20 protein-coding genes are annotated in these 20,325 nt (G+C 70.7%); 9 read left to right on the forward strand and 11 right to left on the reverse strand.

What is annotated here, in order from left to right:
* Positions 1-272: 272 nt before the first annotated feature.
* The 4 genes from ACZ6JT_RS03295 (at position 273) to ACZ6JT_RS03310 (ending at position 4,225) form a co-directional block, all read left to right on the forward strand.
* Positions 273-1,643, forward strand: a complete 1,371-nt coding sequence (locus ACZ6JT_RS03295; protein ID WP_469206666.1) for a lipase family protein — start codon at positions 273-275, stop codon at positions 1,641-1,643.
* A gap of 158 nt (positions 1,644-1,801) precedes the next feature.
* Positions 1,802-2,452: a hypothetical protein gene (locus tag ACZ6JT_RS03300; RefSeq protein ID WP_469206668.1), complete on the forward strand. Its 651-nt coding sequence runs from the start codon at positions 1,802-1,804 to the stop codon at positions 2,450-2,452.
* A gap of 154 nt (positions 2,453-2,606) precedes the next feature.
* Positions 2,607-2,750, forward strand: coding sequence for a hypothetical protein (locus tag ACZ6JT_RS03305; RefSeq protein ID WP_469206670.1), 144 nt, complete (start codon positions 2,607-2,609; stop codon positions 2,748-2,750).
* Positions 2,751-2,935: 185 nt separating this feature from the next.
* Positions 2,936-4,225, forward strand: coding sequence for a YhgE/Pip domain-containing protein (locus ACZ6JT_RS03310; protein WP_469206672.1), 1,290 nt, complete (start codon positions 2,936-2,938; stop codon positions 4,223-4,225).
* An 80-nt stretch (positions 4,226-4,305) separates the two neighbouring features.
* On the opposite strand, the gene ACZ6JT_RS03315 is transcribed toward ACZ6JT_RS03310, so the two are convergent.
* Together ACZ6JT_RS03315 and ACZ6JT_RS03320 are read right to left on the reverse strand one after the other, a co-directional pair.
* Positions 4,306-5,259 carry a hypothetical protein gene (locus ACZ6JT_RS03315; protein ID WP_469206674.1) on the reverse strand — a complete coding sequence of 318 codons (954 nt, stop codon included), beginning with the start codon at positions 5,257-5,259 and terminating at the stop codon, positions 4,306-4,308.
* Between the two features lie 279 nt (positions 5,260-5,538).
* Complete coding sequence (locus ACZ6JT_RS03320) at positions 5,539-6,234, reverse strand: DUF6308 family protein (RefSeq protein WP_469206676.1); 696 nt, start codon at positions 6,232-6,234, stop codon at positions 5,539-5,541.
* 368 nt (positions 6,235-6,602) lie between these two features.
* Here ACZ6JT_RS03320 and ACZ6JT_RS03325 point away from each other — a divergent pair, with 368 nt between their 5' ends.
* From ACZ6JT_RS03325 to ACZ6JT_RS03340, 4 genes are all read left to right on the forward strand, one after another.
* The gene (locus ACZ6JT_RS03325; RefSeq protein ID WP_469206678.1) at positions 6,603-8,051 is read left to right on the forward strand and encodes a vanadium-dependent haloperoxidase; all 1,449 of its coding nucleotides are present in this window, start codon (positions 6,603-6,605) and stop codon (positions 8,049-8,051) included.
* A 187-nt stretch (positions 8,052-8,238) separates the two neighbouring features.
* On the forward strand, positions 8,239-8,805 hold the full coding sequence (locus ACZ6JT_RS03330) for a DM13 domain-containing protein (protein ID WP_469206680.1): 567 nt from the start codon (positions 8,239-8,241) through the stop codon (positions 8,803-8,805).
* A 306-nt stretch (positions 8,806-9,111) separates the two neighbouring features.
* On the forward strand, positions 9,112-10,074 hold the full coding sequence (locus ACZ6JT_RS03335; protein ID WP_469206682.1) for a polyphosphate kinase 2 family protein: 963 nt from the start codon (positions 9,112-9,114) through the stop codon (positions 10,072-10,074).
* 127 nt (positions 10,075-10,201) lie between these two features.
* On the forward strand, positions 10,202-11,452 hold the full coding sequence (locus tag ACZ6JT_RS03340; protein ID WP_469206684.1) for a cation:proton antiporter: 1,251 nt from the start codon (positions 10,202-10,204) through the stop codon (positions 11,450-11,452).
* Between the two features lie 97 nt (positions 11,453-11,549).
* Here ACZ6JT_RS03340 and ACZ6JT_RS03345 read toward each other — a convergent pair whose 3' ends face one another.
* From ACZ6JT_RS03345 to ACZ6JT_RS03370, 6 genes are all read right to left on the reverse strand, one after another.
* Positions 11,550-11,867 (reverse strand): hypothetical protein, encoded by a 318-nt coding sequence (locus ACZ6JT_RS03345; RefSeq protein WP_469206686.1) that lies wholly within the window; start codon positions 11,865-11,867, stop codon positions 11,550-11,552.
* Positions 11,868-11,955: 88 nt separating this feature from the next.
* Positions 11,956-12,222, reverse strand: a complete 267-nt coding sequence (locus ACZ6JT_RS03350) for a DUF4235 domain-containing protein (RefSeq protein WP_469206688.1) — start codon at positions 12,220-12,222, stop codon at positions 11,956-11,958.
* Entirely contained in the window at positions 12,219-12,725 is a 507-nt protein-coding gene (locus tag ACZ6JT_RS03355; RefSeq protein ID WP_469206690.1) for a DUF3618 domain-containing protein, read from the reverse strand. The genes ACZ6JT_RS03350 and ACZ6JT_RS03355 overlap by 4 nt, the downstream gene beginning before the upstream one ends.
* On the reverse strand, positions 12,722-13,135 hold the full coding sequence (locus ACZ6JT_RS03360; RefSeq protein ID WP_469206692.1) for a phage holin family protein: 414 nt from the start codon (positions 13,133-13,135) through the stop codon (positions 12,722-12,724). Before ACZ6JT_RS03360 ends, ACZ6JT_RS03355 begins: the two co-directional genes overlap by 4 nt.
* Before the next feature lie 242 nt (positions 13,136-13,377).
* Positions 13,378-14,424 (reverse strand): YihY/virulence factor BrkB family protein, encoded by a 1,047-nt coding sequence (locus ACZ6JT_RS03365; protein ID WP_469206694.1) that lies wholly within the window; start codon positions 14,422-14,424, stop codon positions 13,378-13,380.
* Positions 14,425-14,568: 144 nt separating this feature from the next.
* Positions 14,569-15,567, reverse strand: a complete 999-nt coding sequence (locus ACZ6JT_RS03370) for a magnesium and cobalt transport protein CorA (RefSeq protein WP_469206696.1) — start codon at positions 15,565-15,567, stop codon at positions 14,569-14,571.
* A gap of 177 nt (positions 15,568-15,744) precedes the next feature.
* Here ACZ6JT_RS03370 and ACZ6JT_RS03375 point away from each other — a divergent pair, with 177 nt between their 5' ends.
* Complete coding sequence (locus tag ACZ6JT_RS03375) at positions 15,745-16,248, forward strand: hypothetical protein (RefSeq protein WP_469206698.1); 504 nt, start codon at positions 15,745-15,747, stop codon at positions 16,246-16,248.
* 82 nt (positions 16,249-16,330) lie between these two features.
* Here the strand turns inward: ACZ6JT_RS03375 and ACZ6JT_RS03380 are convergent, their stop codons facing one another.
* The 3 genes from ACZ6JT_RS03380 to ACZ6JT_RS03390 all read right to left on the reverse strand — a co-directional run bounded on the left by ACZ6JT_RS03380 (position 16,331) and on the right by ACZ6JT_RS03390 (position 20,303).
* Complete coding sequence (locus ACZ6JT_RS03380; RefSeq protein WP_469206700.1) at positions 16,331-18,571, reverse strand: catalase; 2,241 nt, start codon at positions 18,569-18,571, stop codon at positions 16,331-16,333.
* A 95-nt stretch (positions 18,572-18,666) separates the two neighbouring features.
* A complete protein-coding gene (locus tag ACZ6JT_RS03385; RefSeq protein WP_469206702.1) occupies positions 18,667-19,851 on the reverse strand; it encodes a zinc-dependent alcohol dehydrogenase in 1,185 nt (394 codons plus the stop codon).
* Between the two features lie 221 nt (positions 19,852-20,072).
* Positions 20,073-20,303, reverse strand: a complete 231-nt coding sequence (locus tag ACZ6JT_RS03390; RefSeq protein WP_469206704.1) for a hypothetical protein — start codon at positions 20,301-20,303, stop codon at positions 20,073-20,075.
* Between the last annotated feature and the right edge of the window lie 22 nt (positions 20,304-20,325).

Raw genomic sequence — 20,325 nt, forward strand, 5'->3', positions numbered from 1 at the left:
ACGGGAGGCGCTGCCGGAGGCGCACGGGGGCGCGGGGTCCGACGGGTCGGTGCGCCTTGGCGCGGTGCGCGCGCCCGGTGTCGCTGCCACCCGGACCCGAGCAGCGCACATACCTTCCCCGTGGGCAGGACCGCGCAGGCCGTCGGTGGTGCGACACCGGTGCGGACGCCAGGCGTACCCGGGCAGCCAGAACCACCACCGGGCACGGCACCACCCGGCCGAAGGCGGTCCCTGCGGTGACTCATCCGACTGACAAGGCAAGGCGGCAGTACATGGCTATGCGCAGTGGCGAACCGAGGGTCGACGTCAGCACCGATGCGTGGACGGACGCGGTAGGCGCCGACGAGTCGCAGGGCAGCGCGCCGGAACCACTCCGGCAGGGAGTGCTGTTCACCCCCGCGCTGCGGGCGGACACGGCCCGCAAGGTGAACAAGCCGAACACGGTGTGGCAGCTCACCGGCGCGTGGGAGTACGAGGGCGAGACGGCCACCGGCACCGCCGCCGTCTACTACGGCCTCGCCCCCGACGGCACGCCCCACCAGGGCCTCGTCAACCCGATGATCTTCGCGGACGGGTTCAACTACGGGGAGAGCGAACTCGGCGATCTCTACGCCCACCTCGACGCGCCCTACAGCGCCGACGGCAAGCGGCTGCTCAGCCGGCTGCTCGCCGCGGGCGTGGACGTCATCCTGCTGGGCTTCAAGGAGCGCCACACCCACATCCAGGCCAACGCCGCCGTCGCGGTCAGCGCCATCCGCAAGGCCATCGCCGACCGGCAGCCGGGCGGCGCCCCCCTGATCGTGGGCGGCGTCAGCATGGGCGGACTCATCACCCGATACGCGCTGACCTGGATGGAGAACGAGGGCGAGGACCACGAGAGCCGCATCTACCTGTCCTACGACTCCCCGCACAACGGGGCCTGGATCCCGATCGCGCTCCAGCAGCTGGCGTACTTCTTCGAGTCCGTCCCGGACCCCTCGGGCAAGCCGAAGCAAGCCGAGCTGATCAGGAGCGCCGCCGCCCAGCAGCTCCTGTGGGCCTGGGTACCGAACGCCAAGGACTCCGGCGCCGTCGCGACCTGGAGCGAGAAGCGCGTCCGGTTCCTCCAGGACCTGAAGGACATCGGATGGTTCCCGTCCAAGCCGGGCCTGCGCAGGATCGGCGTCGCCAACGGCACCGGCGACGGCACCCAGGGCCCGCTGCTGCCCGACGAGCTGGTCTTCGACTGGACGGCCCCGGGAATCGCCCGCGCGGTACTGCGCACCCAGCCGGCCTTCGGCCGGCTCCAGGAAGTCGTACGGATGTCGGCCCTGTTCCTCGGCTACCGTACGAGCCGCACCAGCGAGATCCCCCCGCTCGACGGCGCGCCCGGCGGCACCCTCGCCTCCTACGGCATGCTCGCCGACGCGCTCGGCGCCACGATCGACGAGCGCCACCGCTCCGGCTGCTTCGTGCCCTCGGTCAGCGCCGTCGCCCTCAAGTACGACCCCGTCACCTGGGACGTCGACCCCGCCACCCCCCTGAACGACCTTCCCGCCGGCCGTAGCGAGCTGGACGCCTTCCACTGCGACGACACCAACTCCGAGCACAGCCTCGTGACGGAGCGCCTCGCCGAGTGGATCCTCGCCGAACTGATCGGCTGACCGCACGCGCCGCCACCGGGCCCCCGCGCACGCAGCGCGAGGGCCCGTCGCGTCAACCATCTCGGTCCGCGGGGGCGCGCGTTCCGTTCGGCGGCGCACCCCCTAGGCTGAGCGCCGGGCCGACCCCAGGGGCGGGGTCCGAGGGGGCGAGGAACAGGATGTCCGTAGAACGTCACACAGCGGGACTGCTCCAGCAGATCGCCCGTCAGCAGGACGCCGTCGAGATCGCCCCCCAGGGCACCACGGCGAAGGCGGCCGCCCTGGCACTCGTGGCGGAGCAGTACGGCTACACGTACGGCACGGCGTACAAGACCGGGTACAAGAACTCGCTCGTCCAGGTCCGGATGTACCGGGACCCGCGGCCCGACGCGCGCGTCCGCGAGGCGGCCACCCTCACCGCCCATCCGCAGGCGGGCAACGGCGGGACAGTGCCCGGGCTGCAGCAGGGCTCGCTGACACCGCTCCCCGAAGCGGTCGGTGCCGCGGCCGTGCTGAAGGACCTCATCACCTTCGACGTCATGGCCCTGTACGTCGCCAACCGACGCCAGAAGGTGGCGGGCTACCTCGCCTGCGCGGTCCTGACCGTCCTCATGCTCTTCGACAAGTCGCCGTTCGAAGCGGTGGCCTCCGGCGGGGCGGTCGCCCTGCTCTTCACCGTGGCGTTCCAGGTGGGCGCGATCCGCCGCAGGAAGATCGCCCAGCGGCTGACGGCCGCCGGTTTCCACGCGGTGCGCGACGAACAGGGCAGCCAGCGGTTCCTGCGCCCCGGGCAGCAGTTGCCCGGCCACGCCAACCCGTTCGCCGCCTGAGACCCCGACCCGCGGCGCAGCCGTAGCGGCGGTTCACCCATGGGAGCCGTCGGGCCGTCCCCGGCTGCCCGACGGGCACCTGCGGGCCCCCGCGGCGAAGGCGGTCCCGGATCCCTGAGGCGCCGAGGCCGCCACCAGGGTCATTGTCGCCGCAGTGGCGCCCAGCCGGCTTCGGTCGCTGTGCGACATCGACGTGGACGTGGACGTGGGCGTGGGCGTGGAGTCCGTGCGCCGGGGGGCTCGACGCTTCGCCCCCGCCCTCGGACACGTGCCGGCGGGCTTGCGCGAGACCTGGTAGGACGCCGGCGCGTCGGGCACCGCGGGGTGGGAGGTGGGCTGTTCCGGTGGTCCGCCGGGCGGGTTCGGGGGACGTTGCGCGAGGTGTGCGGCGGCCTTCACCGGTACGGGAGATCCTGGGATCCCGTGCGGCGCGGCCGCCTCCACCGACGTCGAGCCCGGCCCGCCGGGAAGCTACGGAGACCGATGCCCCCGACCGTCGCCCCCGAAGCCACCGCCGCTGCCCTCGTGCGCCGCCCCCAGCTGTGGCTGGTGCCGACTCTCCTCACGGGGTTGCTGGCCCTGCTGCTGTCCCTCCTCTACATGGGCGGCATCGTCAATCCCAACGCGGAGCTGCGGGACCTCCCCATCGCCCTGGTCAACGAGGACACGGGCAAGCCACCGCCGGGGCAGCAGCAGAACCTGGGCGCGCGGATCACCGCCTCCATCGCCGCCGACCCGGCGGGCGGCAAGGCGGACTGGCGCGAGCTGAGCCTCGAGCAGGCGCGGGACCAGCTGGACTCCGGCAAGGTCTACGGCGCGCTGGTGGTCCCCGCCGGATTCACCGACGCCGTCACGGCGCTGCCCACGGCCTCGGCCACCCGCCTGCCGACGCTGACGGTTCTCACCAACCCCGGCAAGGGCAGCCTCGGCTCCTCGCTGGCCAGTCAGATCACGACGCAGGCCGCCCACCGCGCGTCCCGCGCGGTCGGAGAACAACTCACGGCGGCCGCCGGCTCCTCCGCCACTCCCACCGCGAAGTTGCTGCTCGCCGATCCGGTGGACGTGGTCACACAGGTCGGGCACCCGATCGGCACCCACAGCGGGCTGGGCCTGACGGCCTTCTACTACACCCTGCTGCTGGTGCTGGCCGGATTCATGGGCGGCAACGTCATCGGCAACGGCGTGGACACCGCCCTCGGCTACGCCGACAACGAGATCGGCCCCTGGCACACGCGCCGCCCGACGGTCCCGATCAACAGGACCCAGACGCTGCTCCTGAAGATGCTGATGACGGCCGGCATCACGCTCGTCAGCACCACGCTGGTCATGGTGGCGTGCGTCGGCATCCTGGGGATGGACGCCTCCCATCTGCCGCTGCTGTGGGTGTACTCGTACTGCGCGGCGCTCGCCGTGGGGCTGGGCGTACAGGCCATCAACGCCGCGTTCGGCGGCATCGGTCAGCTCGTGTCGATGTTCGTGTTCATCGTGCTGGGCCTGCCCTCGTCGGGCGCGACGGTCCCACTACAGGCCGTCCCGGCCTTCTACCGCTTCCTCTCGCACTTCGAACCGATGCGTCAGCTCAGCGACGGCGTACGGGCGATCCTCTACTTCGACGCGCGCGGCGACGCCGGCCTCACCCGCTCCTGGATCATGATCGCCCTCGGTACGGTCCTGGCGCTCCTCTTCGGCTTCGCGATGACCGCCTACTACGACCGCAAGGGCCTCAAGCGGCTCACCCCCGAGCCGTCCCCACCCCAGCCGGTCCAGGACTGACGTGCGTCGGTCAGGTCGCGGCCCTCGCACATCAGCGAGCCAGCCTCGTCGGGCCGCCCTCCGGCTGCCGCGTCGGCGGGTCAGTTGGGCAGCTGTACGTTCCAGGTGCGGTTGCCCGCCGCGTGGTGGTTGACCCGCACGGCTTCCTCCGGGTTATCCGCGTCGAAGGCGGACGTGACGCGGTGCACCATCTCGTCGCTCTCCCAGAACGGCTCGGCCTTGGTGAAGCGTCCGCCCTGCTTCTTGCGGACCTTCCAGCGGAACCGGACGGTGTAGTCGACGAGGAAGTAGCCGGCCGACATGCGGGTGTTGGTGGAGAAGCCGGGGTTGTCGACGAAGGTGATCCGGTCGGCGGCGTTGATGATGTTGCCGTCCTCGTCGTTGTACGGAGGGCGGAAGGGGCCGTCCACGCCCCACGCGCGGCGGGGGGCCTTCTTGGGCTGGTAATTCACCGACGTCGGAACGATTTGCCGGCTTTCGTCGGAGACCTCCTGCCAGAAGTCGTACGCGTCTGCCGCCGGCGTCTGCATCCCGTCCGCGCGGCGCAGCGTTGCCGTCTGTTCGAAGCCGATGTCGTTGTTGCCGTTCAGCGACTGCTCCTCGTCGCCGTCGTAGCCGGAGGTGAAGACGAGGGTCGGATTGCCGATCTCTTCTTCGACCCTCTTTTCCTTGCCCTTCACCGAGGGCGTCGCCCCGGCCTTGCCGCTGCGGGTGGCCCGGGTGGCCGCTCCCGCCTCGGTCTTCTGCTGGTTGGCCGGCGGGCTGTCGCCGCGCTCGACGACCTCGTCCTGGGTGCGTTTTCTGCTGCGCGCACCGGGAGCGGCGTGCGGCACCTTCGGCCCGGCCGGGGCCTGCGCGATCATCCGCCCGAGCGTCGCATTGCCCACCGAGCGTTGCATGGCGGGGGCCATGGCCGGACTGACTTGCCGGAGTTCCGGCGCGACCCGCCGGCCACTGTCCGGATCCGCTGCGCGTCGGTTCGCCTTCGTCGCGGCCTCGGCCTCGATCTCTTCCCGGTCCTTGCGTAGTGGCACGGCGCACCCTCCCCGCGTGTAGACGGCCTACGACAGGACGCTACTGGTACGGCCATGGGCGCAGGAGGGGCACAACGCCACTGCCGGGGGCAGCAGGAATGCCCGTGAGGGACAACCGGGCTGGGATGCGGCAGGAGCACGTCGCCTCCTGCCCCACCGGCACGTCCACCCGACCCGGGCAGTCCCGGTAGACCTCTCGGTGGATCGACCAGCACGTCATGGTCCGGACGGCGCACCGATTCCCGTCCCGGGGAGCACCTCGTCACCCCGCGGCGGTCCTCAGGGGCAGCGGTGGCCCGGGGTGGGGTGGGCCATCCATACCGCGACATCGGCGACCCGCAGCGCGCTGACCGTCTCGGGCAGGCCCGCACTCTGCCGCAGACCGAGGAGCCGGTGGTGCAGGGCCGCGTCGTGCTCGCGCAGGGCGGTGCGCAGATCGGTCCAGAACGACGACGGGTGGCCGAGCGCACAGCGCACGACCCGATCGTAGACCGGCAGTAGCCGCGGCCGCTTACGGGCCAAGAGCTTCCCGGCGATCACCCATCCCACCTTGTGCTGGTCCTCCAACAAGCACCAGGCCCGGTACGCCGGCGAGCCCGGGGCGACGACCGAGGCATCGGCGTCGGCCAGATCGGTGTCTGAAGGGATGTCTCGCAGCAGCTCGGACAGTCGGGTGCCCAGCGGGCCTTCCAGCAGGTCGAGGGCGACGGGCGCGGGAACGGTCACCGACAGGGTCTGCACCGCCACCAGGTCCTCCGCGGTGAACCGGTCCGCGACCTGCCGGCGGTCACCCCCGCCCGCCAGGTGCTCGAACCGGCCGCCCGTGAACGCGCCGGCACCCGGGGGCAGGCCGATCCCGAAGTAGCGGCGCAGGTCGTCCAACACCCGCTCCGCATCCAGAACGACGTGCAGACGCCGCCCCACGAGGGACGACTCCCGGCCGGAGGTGGCAGACCCCGCGACGAGCTCGTTCATCTCAGACACCTGCGCCCTCATCCGTGCCCGTCGCGGCGGCGGGAGGCCATTTTAACCAGAAGTCATCTATGTGTGATCGCAGTTGATGTGTCGTCAGGTGTGCGCACCAGCGCACTCCGCCGCGAGGTCCGCGAACCCCTCAGGCGGCGACCGCACACTCCCGGGCACGAAGGGGCCGGGTCCGAACCCGACAGAAGAGCCGACATGGGCGCTTTCGGGTACGGCGGCTTCGCGCCTCGTGGTGGGCGGGACCGGCCATTCCGCGATGACCGCCGTTTTTTACAAGTCCGGATTCGTCTGCGGCCGCCATGATCACGCCGCCACCGTCCGTGGCGATCAACCCACTTGCGATCAGGGGGAGTCGAGCCATGTTCGAAAACACCCGCACCACCCGACGACGCAGGGCACTCCGGCACCGCGCGCTGGCTGCCGGCGTGGTCCTCGCGGCCACCGGATCCATCCTCACCGCCGCCCCGCAGCCCGCCCAGGCGGCGCTGCCGGCGCAGTCGATAGCCGACCCCGTGCACTACTGGAACGACGTCCTGCAGAACGTCTTCCGCAGAGTCGGCGGCGGACCCGTCCCCATGGCACGGGCGGCGGCGATGATGAACGCCGCGATCTACGACGCGGAGTCCTCGTACCAGCTGAAGTGGAAGGGCAAGATCACCTCGGAGCCGTACATCCACGCCGAGAACTACGCGGGCTGGATCGAGGGACCGGACGAAGAGGAGCGCGTGGTCGGCCGCACCGCCTACAACATCCTCCTCGGCCTGTACGGCAACAAGCAGACGCAGTACTCGGACCAGACCTCCTACCTCGACGCCCGGTTCCGGGAGCGCTTCGGGACCGAGCCCACCGCCGGCGATGTGGTCGACCTCTCCGTCGTCGGCAGGATGGTCAAGCAGATGACCGACGCCCGCACCGGCGACGGCTCCGCGAACCCTCAGGTGTACGTGGGGGACAACAAGCCGGGTGCCTGGCGGGCCACGAGCTACCCGGACATGGTCGACGCCTCGTGCGACGAGGACAGCGACGCGGTCAACCCGTTCTATGGGCAGGTCAAGCCGTTCTCGCTGGCCTCCGGCTCCCAGTTCCGCCCGACCACCCTCGCCCAGTACGGCACGTACGAGAACCTCATCGCGAGCGACGAGTACAAGCGCCAGGTCGACGCCGTGCGGACGGCCGGCGCCGACAAACCGACGGCAGCCACCCCGGTGATCAACCGGACCCCGGACCAGCTGGCCGCCGCATGGTTCTGGGCCAACGACAACAACGGCACCTACAAGCCGCCGGGCCAGATGCTCCAGGCGACCCGCGAGGTCGCCAAGGCCCGCGGTCTCGGTGTCTACGCCAACGCCCGGCTCTTCGCGCTCGTCTCGATCGCCCTCGCCGATACCGGCATCGCGGTCCGTGACGCGAAGTTCGCCACCCCCATCGACCTGTGGCGGCCCGTCTCCGCGATCCGCGAGGGCGGCCTCGACCCCCAGTGGAAGCCGCTCCTGAAGAACCCCGCCGGGGTCAACGTCAGCCCCTGCTTTCCCGCGTACGTCTCCGGCCACGCCTCCTTCGGCGCCGCCTGGGCCGGAGTCATGAAGCGCTACTTCGGCAGCGACAACATCTCCTTCGACCTCACCACCGACGAACCGCAGGCCCCGGTGAAGACCCGCCACTTCACCAGCTTCAGCGCCGCCGCCAAGGAGGACGCCGACAGCCGCGTCTGGCTCGGCGTCCACTACCCGTGGGACGCCACCGACGGCCTCGTCCTCGGCGACAAGGTCGCGCACCAGGTCTTCACCACCAAGCTCCGCACCCTGTGACGTGAACGGAGGGGCGGGGTCCCGTCCCCGCCGCTCCCGGACCGGACGGCGGACGGCGGACGGCGGACTGCGGACTGCGGACTGCGGACTGCGGACGTAAGCCTTTCGTCATCAGCGCCGACCTGGTGGCGTCCTGTTCCGGTCGCGTTGAATACGAGCGACGCACCGACGAGGAGAGGCATCCGCAGTGACTGAGACGAAGCGACGCAGCCGACTGTGGGGCGGGGTCATTGTCGCGGCAACGCTGGCGCTGGGCGCCGGCCTGTACTGGTTCCAGCCGTGGAAGTTGTGGCAGGACGCGACCGTCCACGAGGCCCTCCCGGCGGTATCCCCGGCCGCCGCCGCACCCGGGCCCACCGGCTCACCCACGACCCCGGGGGCTCCGAGCGCTCCGGCCGGCCCGACGACCCTGGCCCAGGGCAGCCTGATCAGCCACGAGCACACCACCACGGGTACGGCGAAACTGATCCGCCTCCCCGACGGCTCGCGCACCCTCCGTCTGGAGAACCTCGACACCAGTAACGGCCCGGACCTCCGGGTGTGGCTCACCGACGCCCCGGTGAAGGAGGGTGCCGCCGGCTGGACCGTCTTCGACGACGGCAAGTACGTGAGCCTGGGCAAGCTCAAGGGCAACAAGGGCGACCAGAACTACGAGATCCCGCCCGAGGTCGACCTCGCCGACTTCAGCAGCGTCACCATCTGGTGCGACCGCTTCGACGTCTCCTTCGGCGCGGCGGCCCTGACCTCGGCGTGACACCGCCGCCGATCGGTGGCGGTGTCAGGCGGGCGGGCACCCGTACCCCGCGGGACACCGCCGCCCAGAGGCGGCGTCCCTCGTCGGCGCGCTCCTGGAGGGCGATCTTGTCGAGTCGAGCAGAGAATGACCACGAGGGACATCCTCAGGCGATGCCGGAACGCGCGGATCGGCACTCCGAAGGTCGTGGACTTCCGGCAGGACCGGGTCAGGGCCTGCATCCCGATCCTGGCGGAGCGCCGGTCCCGCAGGACGCTCGGCGCCGTCTGCCGCACCGTGTCCGGACCGGAAAGTGGGTGACGGGTGATGTCGGGCGAGAGAGCCGAACGCATCGCGGAGTTCATCGAGCCACTACGGGTACGACCGGGTTCGAAGGTCAACCTGGAGCGGGACTTCGACCCCCGCTTCAAGGCCGGCATGAAGAAGCGGGACGGGGCCGAACTGCTGCGGTCGGGGGTGTCCTTGCTCGCCGAGTACCAGCAGCGGCTGGCGGCCCAGGACACGTACGGCGTGGTGCTCTGTCTCCAGGCGATCGACGCCGGGGGCAAGGACGGGACGATCCGGCACGTGATGAGCGGCGTCAACCCCCAGGGCGTCCGGGTCAGCAGCTTCAAGGTGCCCTCCTCCGAGGAACTGGACCACGACTACCTGTGGCGTTACGCCCGGCGGCTGCCCGAGCGCGGCGAGATCGCGATCTTCAACCGCTCGCACTACGAGGAGGTCCTCGTCGTACGGGTCCACCCTGAGCTCCTCCTGCGCCAGAAGCTGCCGGCCGACCTGCTCGGTGAGGACATCTGGAACCGCCGCTACCGGGAGATCAACCGTTGGGAGCGCTACCTCACGGACAACGGGTTCAAGGTGGTGAAGATCTTCCTGAACCTGTCCAAGGAGGAGCAGCGCGCCCGCTTCCTGAAGCGGATCGACCTGCCGGAGAAGAACTGGAAGTTCTCCGCCGCCGACGTCCGGGAGCGGCGCCGGTGGGACGACTACCAGGACGCGTTCTCCGCCATGCTGTCCGCCACGAGCACGCGCTGGGCCCCCTGGTACGTCGTACCGGCGGACCGGAAGTGGTTCGCGCGGATCTGCGCGGCGGCGGTCCTCGCGAACACCCTGGTGGAGATCGACCCGCAGTACCCCGAGATGCCGCAGGAGGCGCGCGAGGACCTCCTCGTCATGAAACGGAGGCTGGAGCGGGAGGCCCCTGCCGGGGCCCAGGCCGATCCCTACGCCGCCCGGCACGGAAAGAAGCCGGACGGGAAGCGCCCCTAGTCACGACCTCCGTGCGGCGGAGGACCGACCGGCAACGAACTCACCCGGGGTCATCCGTACCGAGGCTGCGCGTCGCAAGATCGGGTAGGCGGTCCCAGGAGAGCTTCGTACGGGAGTGGGGATCGGTTTGACGGGGATCGACGTGGTGTACGCCTGCGCGGGTCTGGGGGCTTTGTGTGCGGCGGTGCTTCCGACCGCCCTGGCGAAGCGGCCCCTGTCCTTGCCCATGGTGTTCCTGGTGGCGGGGTTCCTGGTGTTCCTGCTGCCGCTCGAAGCGCTCCCGGCACTGGATCCCGTCCGGCACCGCAGCCTGGTGGAACGCCTCACGGAGGTCTGCGTCGTGGTCGCGTTGATGGGCGCGGGACTGGCCATCAACAGGCCTCCGGGCCGGCGTGCCTGGTCGACGACATGGCGGCTGCTGGGCCTGGCCATGCCCCTGACGATCCTGCTCACCGCGGTGGTGGCGGGGTGGCTGGTGGGGTGGCCGCCGGCCGTCGCGCTCATGGTCGCGGCTGCCCTCGCTCCTACGGACCCGGTACTGGCCGCGGAAGTACGCGTGGGTGAACCGACGGACGAGGAGGACGACGAGGACGAAGTCCGCTTCGCGCTGACCAGCGAGGCAGGGCTCAACGACGGGCTGGCCTTCCCGTTCGTCCTGGCGGCCGTCGCACTGGCCACGGCCTCGACGCCGGGGTGGTCCACGGACGGACTCTGGCACTGGGTGGGGAGCGACGTCCTGGTGCGCAGCGTGGTGGGACTGGCGGTGGGGGTCGGCGTCGGACGGCTCCTCGGATGGATGTCCTTCCAGGCCTCCTGGAAGGCGCTGCGGCTCTCCGAACACCGCGAGGGCTTCGTCGCGCTCGCCGCGACCTTCACGGCGTACGGGCTGACGGAACTCCTCCACGGCTACGGGTTCGTCGCCGTGTTCGTCGCGGCCTGCACGATCCGCAACGCCGAGCGCGCCCATCGGTACCACCGCGTCATGCACGCCTTCACCGACCAGGTCGAACGGCTTCTCACGGCCGTCATCCTCTTCCTCGTCGGCGGCTTCATCGCCGACGGTGGCCTCGCCGCACTGACCTGGCGCGGAGCGGTCCTGGGGCTCGTGCTGTTCCTGCTGATCCGCCCGGCCGTCGGCTGGGCCGTCCAGATGCGGGGCGTTGCCACGGGGAAAGAACGCGTGGTCATCGCGGTGTTCGGCATCCGGGGCATCGGCTCGTTCTTCTACCTTGCGTACGCTCTGGGGGAGGCCGATTTCGCCGCCCCCGCGCGCGAGCTGTGGGCAGTGGTGACGTTCACCGTGTTGCTCTCGGTACTCGTGCACGGCGTCGCGGCGACACCCGTCACGGCCCGGCTCGACCGCTCGTCCCCGGCTTGATGTGACCGACGAGGGTGGCGGCCGTGCCCTGGGCCTTCCCGACTCGGGTCGGGAAGGGCCGTATGTCCAGGGGCTCCGGCGCACACGGCCGCAGCCGTCAGCTCTGGGTGCGGCCTGTGTCCGAGCGCGGGTAGAGCGGGGCGATGCTCGCCCAGTACCGGTCGAGGTGCGCGTCCGCTGCTTGCAGCGTTTGATCGCCTGTCAGGTCGAGGTAGGCGGCGTGCAGACTGACCACACGCTCGTGACCCGCGCCGGCGTCGGCCGGGGCGGGTGCCGTGCGGCGCCAGGGGGCGCGGGCGGGGCCGGCGCCGTGCCCGTGGTGGTGTCGGGCGCGGGTGAAGCACCACCGCCCCGCGAGGACGCCGGCGGTGACAGCTGCGGCGGCCAGGACGGGCAGACCGTGTCGCACGGTCATGGCTTCCTCCACGAAAGGAGCGTCGTCGGTAAGGGGTCCGTCGGGCGGTGCCGGCCGGCCCGGGGTGGGTGGCCGGCACCGCGGCTGATCAGCTCGGCCAGGTGCCCGTCACACGCCGAACCGTCACGGCCCCCGACCGTTCGACCGAGGCCTTGACCACGGCGAAGATCGCCCCCTGGATGGCCGCGGCGAGCAGGATCTGCTTCCAGGTCCGGTCCTGGTCGGTGGCGTCGGGAGCATCGCCCTCGCCCTCGATGAGCTTCCACGCCTGCTTGAAGGCGGCGCCTGCGATCACACCACTGAGGGCGCCGAGCGCCAGCCCGACGGGCTTGTAGGCGATCTTGGATGCCTTCATCGGCGACCTCCCCGACCGCCCCGACCGCCCCGACCGCGCCGGACCAGCAAGAGGACGACTGCGGCCGCTCCGGCCACCAGGAGCGGGGTGCGGTTGGCGCGTGCAGCGGTCACCGCCTGACCGGCCTTCTCCAGGAGCGGGTCGGGTGTCTTGTCCGTCGCGTACTGGCCCGCCTTGGCGGCACTCTCCCGTACGTGTGCTGCGGCCTGCGCGGTCTTCTCCAGGAGCGGGTCGGGGGTCTTGGCCTTCACCAGCTCGACGGCCTGTCCCGCCGTCTCGCGGATCTGTTCGGAGACCAGCGCTGCCTTCTCGGCGGCCTGGCCCTTGACCGCGGCCGTCTTCTCCTTGGCCTGTGCCTTGATGTCGGCCTTCGCGGCGAGGGCCTCGACGGTCTGGCCGAGCTCGTCCCGGGTGCGCTCGACCTGATCGCGCAGTTCGGCGGAGCCGGGGCCGGCAGGGGTGGGGGCGGGGGTGCCGATGTTGGTTCGGGCGTCGTCGTTCATCGGTGTGCCTTCTCCTTTATCTCGGCCAGGTCGGCCTTGACGCTGTCGATGGTCTGCTCGGGGGCAGGGGTACCGGCCCGAGCGATCTGCTTCTTTCCGGCCAGGGCGGCCCCGCCTGCCACGATCGCCAGGACGACGGTGAGGACGAGGGCGGAGGCCCACACCGGCAGAACGAGCGCGAGGGCGGCGATGCAGGTCGCCACCAGGGCCTGGAGCGCGAGGAAGCCGGTGACTCCTGCGCTCCCGAAGAGGCCGCCGCCCTTCCCGTAGCGCTTGCCCTTCTGGGTCATCTCCGCCCGGGCCAGGCGCATCTCCTCGCGTACCAGCTCGGAGATCTGCTGCGAGGCGCGTGAAACCAGGACGCCCACCGAGTCGTCGGCGGCGTGGGGCTGCCGCTCTACCGTGCTCATGCTGGGGACACCTTGCCTTTCTTCAATCTGCCGGAACGGGCGACACGTCAGCCGGGTGCTCTGCTCGGCTCCGACGGTGTCCTGGATGAGGGCATCGGCGCTGCGTTCGACCGAGTCGATGCCGTTCCGGGGTCGAGGGTGGCCATGTCGTCGTCACGGCTCGCCTACCCCGCAACCGTGCCGGCACCCACCCGGCAACCAGCGTTGTACGAAAGGTGACTCGACAGCGGCCCGGAGGGAGGTCAGTGCTCCGTCCGGCGGCGGTCGTCCTCGCTCCACGCACGGGTGTCGCGGGGCTCGACGTAGGGTTCCTCGTCCTCGGGCAGTCCGCCGGCGATCGCGCGCTGCCGGGCCATTTCCGCGTCGAACTCCAGCCCGAGGAGGATCGCGAGGTTGGTGATCCACAGCCACACGAGAAAGACGATCACGCCGGCGAGGGTGCCGTAGGTCTTGTTGTAGGAGGCGAAGTTCGCGACGTAGAACGCGAAGCCCGCCGAGGCGGCCATCCAGATCGCCAGTGCCAGGAGGCTGCCCGGCGTCACCCACTTGAAGCCGCGGCCCTTCGCGTTCGGGGCGGCCCAGTAGAGGATCGCGATCATGATCGTGACGAGGAGGAGCAGCACCGGCCATTTCGCGATCGACCACACGGTCAGGGCGGTGTCCCCGATCCCCAGGGCGGTGCCCGCCTGCCGGGCGAGGGAGCCGGAGAAGACGACGATGAGCGCGCTGGCACAGGCCAGGACCATCAGCGTGACGGTGAGGGCCAGACGCAGCGGAAGGACCTTCCAGACGGGGCGGCCCTCCGGCATGTCGTAGACGGCGTTCGAGGTGCGGATGAACGCGGCGATGTAGCCGGACGCAGACCACACGGCGACGACGAGGCCGACGACCGCCATGAGCGATCCGACGCCTGAGCGGCCCTGGAGCTGCTGCACGGCGTCGGTGATCACGTCCCGCGCCGAACCCGGTGCCAGTTTCTGCAGGTTTTCCAGGACCTGCGCGGTGGCGGACTTCCCCGCGAGGCCCAGCAGGGACACCAGCACGAGCAGGGCGGGGAAGAGGGCGAGGACTCCGTAGTAGGTCAGCGCTGCGGCCCGGTCGGCGAGCTCGTCGTCCTTGAATTCCTTCATGGTGCCGCGCAGCACGGCCTTCCACGACCGTTTGCGCAGCTCGGTGGGCCGGTCGGGGGCCCGCTCCTCCACCTGCGGGTCCGGGCCCGCCGTGTTCTCGTGGCGGGTGTCCCCGCGATCGTCGTCTCTGCCGGGTCCTGGCTTGAATGTGTGTGTCATACCCTTCGGCTTTCCACCACGGCGCCACTCATGTCCGCCAGGGCACACGAGAACCCGGGCTTTGCCCGCAACCTGCTACCGCACCTCCCCGCGGCGCGGCACCGGGACGGGGAGCCGGCAGGGCCGGGGGCCCCGTGCCGGCGGCTACAGCCAGCCGTTGCGGCGGAAGGCCCGGTAGAGGGCGCCGGCCGCGATCGCCATGAGGCCGATGGCCAACGGGTAGCCGTAGGTCCAGCCGAGTTCCGGCATGTGTTCGAAATTCATGCCGTAGACGCCGGCGACCATCGTGGGGATCGCGAAGATCGCCGCCCACGCGGAGATGCGTCGCATGTCGTCGTTCTGCCAGGTGCCCACGCGGGCCTGCTGCGCGCCGAGGACGGAGTCCAGCAGTTCGTCCAGGGTCCGCACCTCCGTGTCGGTTCGGTGCAGGTGATCGGCGACGTCACGGATGTACGGGGCGATCTTCGGCTGGTGGTCCTTCTCGCCCGGGTCGCCGGACAGGAGGCCTTGGACCACCGGCACGAGCGGCTGCACGGCGTCACGGAACTCGCGGACCTCGCGCTTGAGGGAGTAGATGCTCTCGGTGTGGTCGACGCGGGAAGTCGAGAACACCTGGTCTTCGAGCCGGTTGAGCGTGGCGCGCACCCTTCGGGCGGCGTCGCTGTACGCATCGACGGCGACGTCCAGCACGGCGTGCAGCACGGCCCTGGGGCCGTGGCGCAGCATGTCCGGATCGGTGTCCAGCCGACGGGCGGCTTCGGCGCAGGGATCGATCGTTCCATGGCTCACGGTGAGGACGCTGCGGGGTCCTACGAAGATCATGAGGTCGCCGGTCTCCACCGCCGTCTCCTCCTCCACATACCGGAGGGTCTTCAGCGCGATGGCCAGTACGTCGCCGTATCGCTCGCGCTTCGGACGCTGTCGCCCGTGGAGCGCGTCCTCGACGGCCAGCGGGTGGAGGCCCAGCTCCTCGGCCAGCTCCACCAGCTCACCTTCCGAGGGGGCTGCCAGCCGGACCCAGGCGAACTCGCCTTCGCCCAGGCCCCGCAGCCGCTTGAGGGCAGACTGGCAGGCATCGTCCGGCAGCTCGCACTCCACGTGCTCCGACCGGCCCGTGCCCTGGTGGTAAATGACGCATTCCATTTCCCGCGCATGCTTCACCGGCTTCATTTCATGCGCCCGCGGCCGGCTCTCGTCTTCGCGGCGCCGTCCGTCGGACCACCTCACGCCGTCCGTCGGACCGCCTCACCACCACAGGAACCCATCGCGGGGGACGCGTCCCGGCGCGTACCGCTGCGCGGTCTGGGAACACGCGCGGTCATGCACGGACAACACGCGCGTACCGCGAGCAATCCGTTCGGCCCGGCACCCGCAGCCCAGACGTCTCCATCTGGCCGAGCCGGCCCCAAACACTCGCGCCGAAGCCGGATCAGCAGCCGGCTTCGCCGCCGCATCCTGGCGTACCGGGCGATCGATTTCCTGTCCGCGCACGTCCCGGACCCCTCGGGGTCGGGCGAGGAATGCCTGCTCCTCGTCCACATCCGCCAGGTCGTCGGCCAGGTCCGCTACAGGATCTGCCCTGACTGCGCCCGGGGCGTCATCACCGCGGTCATCATCGACGAGCGCTTCCACAGCTCCGGCCTGGGAACGCGGGCGCTTTCCCACCTTCGTTCCCGCCACCCGACGACTGCCTGGCGCAGCGCGGCGACCAGGCGCACCGCACGCGACCTCCTGCGCCGCATGCGCATTCCCGCAACCACTTCCGGCACGGACTGCGACCACATCCGCCGGCCACGGCTCGACCCGACGCCGGCCGCTTCCTGAGCGACGACTTGCCAGGGGCGGGAACGGGCCCACCGCGCAGGGGGCGCGGTGGGCCCGTTCTCGTCGTTCCCGCCTCCGGCCCTCAGGCAGCCGGCGGGAACCTGTCCCAGGCCCGGTGCTCGGCCAGGGCCGCGGCAACCGTGCCTACGACGGCCGTACCGTCCTCCTCCAGCGCGATACCCGGGTCGTCGGCTGTGATGCCGGCGCTCTGGAGGAGCTGCTCCGCGCCGTTCCAGCCGCCGATCGCCTTGCCGTGCCGGTACGCCTCCGTGACGAGCAGGAGCACGCGCGGGTCGGCGGCTTGCGGGGGCCGGGCCGTACCCGCCTTGGCGTCGCGGGCGCCGTACGCGTCCGCTCCGGCCCGGGGCACACCGGCGAGCAGGACGGCGTCGAATTCGGTGGAGCGGGCGGTGGCGTAGGTCCGCTGGACGGTGATCGGATCGCCGTCGGGGCCGAGGGCGCCGCCCGTCGGGGCGACGACGAGGGGCACCATGCCCGCGTCGAGGATGGCTTGCCGGGCGGCCCGTACGCCGTCCAGGTCGGCCTCCGCGTCGGCGATGACGCCGATGACGCGGCCGTCGATCGGCCAGGTCCCGCCCATCTGGGAAAGGGCCGGGCTGGGGTCGGGGTCGGCGAGCGGCTCGATGGCCGCGGGGGCCGGCAGACCGAGTCCGGTGGCGACCTGTTCGCACAGCTGGGGGTCGATGTTCGCCAGGACCTGGAGGGCGCGCTCCTTGACGGCCTGTTCGTAGCACTTGTTCAGTTCGAAGGTGTACGCGGCGATGATGTGTTCGCGCTCGGACGCCGTCATGCTGAGCCAGAACAACCGCGGTTGGGTGAAGTGGTCCGAGAACGAGGCGGGCGCTTCGCGGACCTTGCTCGCCGCCGGGATCTTCACGGGTGTTTCGATGAAGGCGCCGGTGTCGGCTCCGGCGAAGAAGGGGCAGCCTCCGTCGAGGCTGTTGGGGTGATAGGGGGCGACCCCGGTGTGGACGGCGGTCTGGTGCATGCCGTCGCGGAGCATGTCGTTGACGGGGGCCTGCGGCCGGTTGATCGGGATCTGCCCGAAGTTGGGGCCGCCGAGGCGGCTGATCTGTGTGTCGAGGTACGAGAAGAGGCGGCCGGCGAGCAGCGGGTCGTCGGTGACGTCGATGCCGGGAACCAAGTGGCCGGGATGGAAGGCGACTTGCTCGGTCTCGGCGAAGTAGTTCTTGGTGTTGGCGTTCAGGGTCATGAGCCCGATCGGCTGGACCGGGGCGAGCTCCTCCGGGACGATCTTCGTCGGGTCGAGGAGGTCGATGCCTTCGAAGGTCTGGTCGTCGGTGTCGGGGAAGACCTGGATGCCCAGTTCCCACTGCGGGAAGGCGCCGGATTCGATGGCGTCGAAGAGGTCCCGGCGGTGGAAGTCGGGGTCCATCCCGTTGATCAGCTGCGCTTCCTCCCAGACGAGGGAGTGCACGCCCAGCTTGGGCTTCCAGTGGAACTTCACCAGCACGCTCTCGTCGGAGGCGTTGACCAGGCGGAACGTGTGGACGCCGAAGCCCTCCATCATCCGGTAGGACCGCGGGATGCCGCGGTCCGACATGTTCCACAGCGTGTGGTGCGTGGCCTCGGTGTGGAGCGAGACGAAGTCCCAGAACGTGTCGTGCGCGCTCTGCGCCTGCGGGATCTCCCGGTCGGGGTGCGGCTTGCCGGCGTGGATGATGTCGGGGAACTTGACGGCGTCCTGGATGAAGAACACCGGAATGTTGTTGCCGACCAGGTCGAAGGTGCCTTCCTCGGTGTAGAACTTCGTCGCGAAGCCACGTGTGTCGCGCACCGTGTCGGCCGAACCGCGCGAGCCGAGGACCGTGGAGAACCTGACGAACACCGGTGTCTCCACGTCCTTCGCCAGGAAGGCGGCACGCGTCACCTCGCCCGCGGTTCCGTAGCCCTGGAAGACTCCGTGAGCGGCGGCGCCGCGCGCATGCACCACTCGTTCCGGGATCCGCTCGTGGTCGAAGTGCGTGATCTTCTCGCGCAGATGGTGGTCCTGGAGAAGGACCGGCCCGCGCGGTCCGGCCTTCAGTGAATGGTCGGTGTCGTACAGCCGTGCCCCTTGGGCGGTGGTGAGGTAAGCGCCGCTCTGCGCCATGCGCGCCTGATCCGCCCCGGTGGGCTGCCCGGTGGGGCTGACGGTCTCCGGCCCTTCCTGGTCCGCTTTCGGCGGGAGGGGTTCGGAGGGCTGCGTCGGCTCGGCGACGGCCGGGGAAACCGGTCCCGGCTTGCCCGGCACACCGTTCCCTTCCGGCTCCGACGTTGCAGGGCTGTGCTTCGTGGTCATCAAATGTCTCCAAGGAGTGGGCTGCTGAACCTGTCGGCCCGCGCGCGCCGCGATGCGATCGGCGACGCATCACCGCGGGCGGCCGCGCGGCCGGATCAGGGTGTGAAGAGGACCTTGACGGCGCCGTCCTGCTTCTTCTGGAACATCGCGTACGCGTCCGGCGCCTGCTCCAGGGGCAAGCGGTGCGTGGCGAAGTCCTCGACGCCGAGGGGGTCTCCGTCGGTGAGCAGAGGGAGGATGTCGTCGACCCAGCGCCGAACGTTGGCCTGGCCCATGCGCAGCGTGAGCTGCTTGTCGAACATGGTCAGCAGGGGCAGCGGATCGGCCGCGCCTCCGTAGACCCCGGACACCGAGATCGTGCCGCCGCGGCGGACGAGGTCGATGGCGGTGTAGAGCGCGGACAGCCGGTCGATTCCCGCGCGCTTCATCATGGCTGCGGCCAGGGCGTCCGGCAGGAGGGTGGTGATGCCCTGCACGGCGGCGGCAATGCGGCTGCCGTGGGCCTCCATGCCGACGGCGTCGATGACGGCGTCGGGGCCCCGCCCTCCCGTGAGCGCGCGGACGGCGTCCGCCAGGCCTTCGCCGTACTGCTGGAGGTCCAGGGTGTGGACACCTCGGCGGCGTGCCCGCTCCAGGCGTTCGGGGACGAGGTCGATGCCGATGACCGTACCGGCGCCGCGGTGAGCGGCGATACGGCAGCTCATGTCCCCGATGGGGCCCAGGCCCAGGACGGCGACGCTGCCGCCCTGCGGGACGGCCGCGTACTCGACGGCCTGCCAGGCCGTGGGCAGCACGTCCGACAGGTAGACGAAGCGGTCGTCGGGAGGCCCTTCCGGGACCCGGATCGGGAGCGAGTTCCCGAAGGGGACGCGCAGGTACTGGGCCTGCCCGCCCGGGACCTGGCCGTAGAGCTTCGTGTAGCCGAAGAGCGACGCGCCGGTGCCGTGCTCGTGGACCTGTGTCGTCTCGCACTGGGACTGCAGCCCCTGGTCGCACATGAAGCACGACCCGCACGAGATGTTGAAGGGGACCACCACCCGGTCCCCCGGCTTCAGGGAGGTGACGTCCGGTCCCACCTCCTCCACGATGCCCATGGGCTCGTGGCCCAGGATGTCGCCGGGGTCCAGAAAGGCACCGAGGACCTCGTAGAGGTGCAGGTCGGAACCGCAGAGGCCCGTAGTCGTGATCTTGACGATCACGTCGTCGCGGTCGCGGATCGTGGGGTCGGGCACGGAGTCGACGCGTACGTCCCGCTTGCCGTGCCAGGTGAGTGCCCGCATGACGCCTCCTCGCAGCCTGTGCTGCTTCGTTTTCGTCGCTTCTTGCTGTGGCCGTGCCCCCACCGTGCGCGTGCCCGGTGACGGGCCCGCGAACCGGACGGCGGGCCTTCCATTCCGGTGCCCGAGTGAGCACAGCGCGTGACCGACGGGAGGGAGAGCACATCGAGGCGGTCTCAGCCCGTGGGGGAAACCGGCCCGGCGCCGGCAGCTTCGGACCCGGGTCAGGGCTTCTCGTCCTGTGCCGCTGCCACGACCTTGCCGGTGCCGGGGTCGACGACCGACACCGTGTCGGAGTGGAGGTCGGCCACGTAGACGAGGGCATCAGGCCGCGGGAGCGGCCCGGCTGCCCCCGTCCAGGTGGCGGCGCCGGCCAGGCTTCCCGGTCCCATCAGCGCCGCTGTCACACAGAGCACCACGACCGCCCGCCGCCCCACGTCCTGATGTCTCGTCATGGGGCCACGCTAGGGCTCCGGA

The sequence above is a fragment of the Streptomyces sp. NPDC046308 genome, from assembly GCF_055588065.1.

Excerpts from the sequence above, each read along its gene's own strand:
- ACZ6JT_RS03365 (WP_469206694.1), bottom strand. The coding sequence starts at position 14,424 with ATGACACACACATTCAAGCCAGGACCCGGCAGAGACGACGATCGCGGG.
- ACZ6JT_RS03360 (WP_469206692.1), bottom strand. The coding sequence starts at position 13,135 with ATGAGCACGGTAGAGCGGCAGCCCCACGCCGCCGACGACTCGGTGGGC.
- ACZ6JT_RS03335 (WP_469206682.1), top strand. The coding sequence starts at position 9,112 with ATGTCGGGCGAGAGAGCCGAACGCATCGCGGAGTTCATCGAGCCACTA.
- ACZ6JT_RS03345 (WP_469206686.1), bottom strand. The coding sequence starts at position 11,867 with ATGACCGTGCGACACGGTCTGCCCGTCCTGGCCGCCGCAGCTGTCACC.
- ACZ6JT_RS03295 (WP_469206666.1), top strand. The coding sequence starts at position 273 with ATGGCTATGCGCAGTGGCGAACCGAGGGTCGACGTCAGCACCGATGCG.
- ACZ6JT_RS03320 (WP_469206676.1), bottom strand. The coding sequence starts at position 6,234 with ATGAACGAGCTCGTCGCGGGGTCTGCCACCTCCGGCCGGGAGTCGTCC.
- ACZ6JT_RS03350 (WP_469206688.1), bottom strand. The coding sequence starts at position 12,222 with ATGAAGGCATCCAAGATCGCCTACAAGCCCGTCGGGCTGGCGCTCGGC.
- ACZ6JT_RS03385 (WP_469206702.1), bottom strand. The coding sequence starts at position 19,851 with ATGCGGGCACTCACCTGGCACGGCAAGCGGGACGTACGCGTCGACTCC.
- ACZ6JT_RS03380 (WP_469206700.1), bottom strand. The coding sequence starts at position 18,571 with ATGACCACGAAGCACAGCCCTGCAACGTCGGAGCCGGAAGGGAACGGT.
- ACZ6JT_RS03370 (WP_469206696.1), bottom strand. The coding sequence starts at position 15,567 with ATGGAATGCGTCATTTACCACCAGGGCACGGGCCGGTCGGAGCACGTG.
- ACZ6JT_RS03375 (WP_469206698.1), top strand. The coding sequence starts at position 15,745 with ATGCACGGACAACACGCGCGTACCGCGAGCAATCCGTTCGGCCCGGCA.
- ACZ6JT_RS03310 (WP_469206672.1), top strand. The coding sequence starts at position 2,936 with ATGCCCCCGACCGTCGCCCCCGAAGCCACCGCCGCTGCCCTCGTGCGC.
- ACZ6JT_RS03390 (WP_469206704.1), bottom strand. The coding sequence starts at position 20,303 with ATGACGAGACATCAGGACGTGGGGCGGCGGGCGGTCGTGGTGCTCTGT.
- ACZ6JT_RS03300 (WP_469206668.1), top strand. The coding sequence starts at position 1,802 with ATGTCCGTAGAACGTCACACAGCGGGACTGCTCCAGCAGATCGCCCGT.
- ACZ6JT_RS03355 (WP_469206690.1), bottom strand. The coding sequence starts at position 12,725 with ATGAACGACGACGCCCGAACCAACATCGGCACCCCCGCCCCCACCCCT.
- ACZ6JT_RS03325 (WP_469206678.1), top strand. The coding sequence starts at position 6,603 with ATGTTCGAAAACACCCGCACCACCCGACGACGCAGGGCACTCCGGCAC.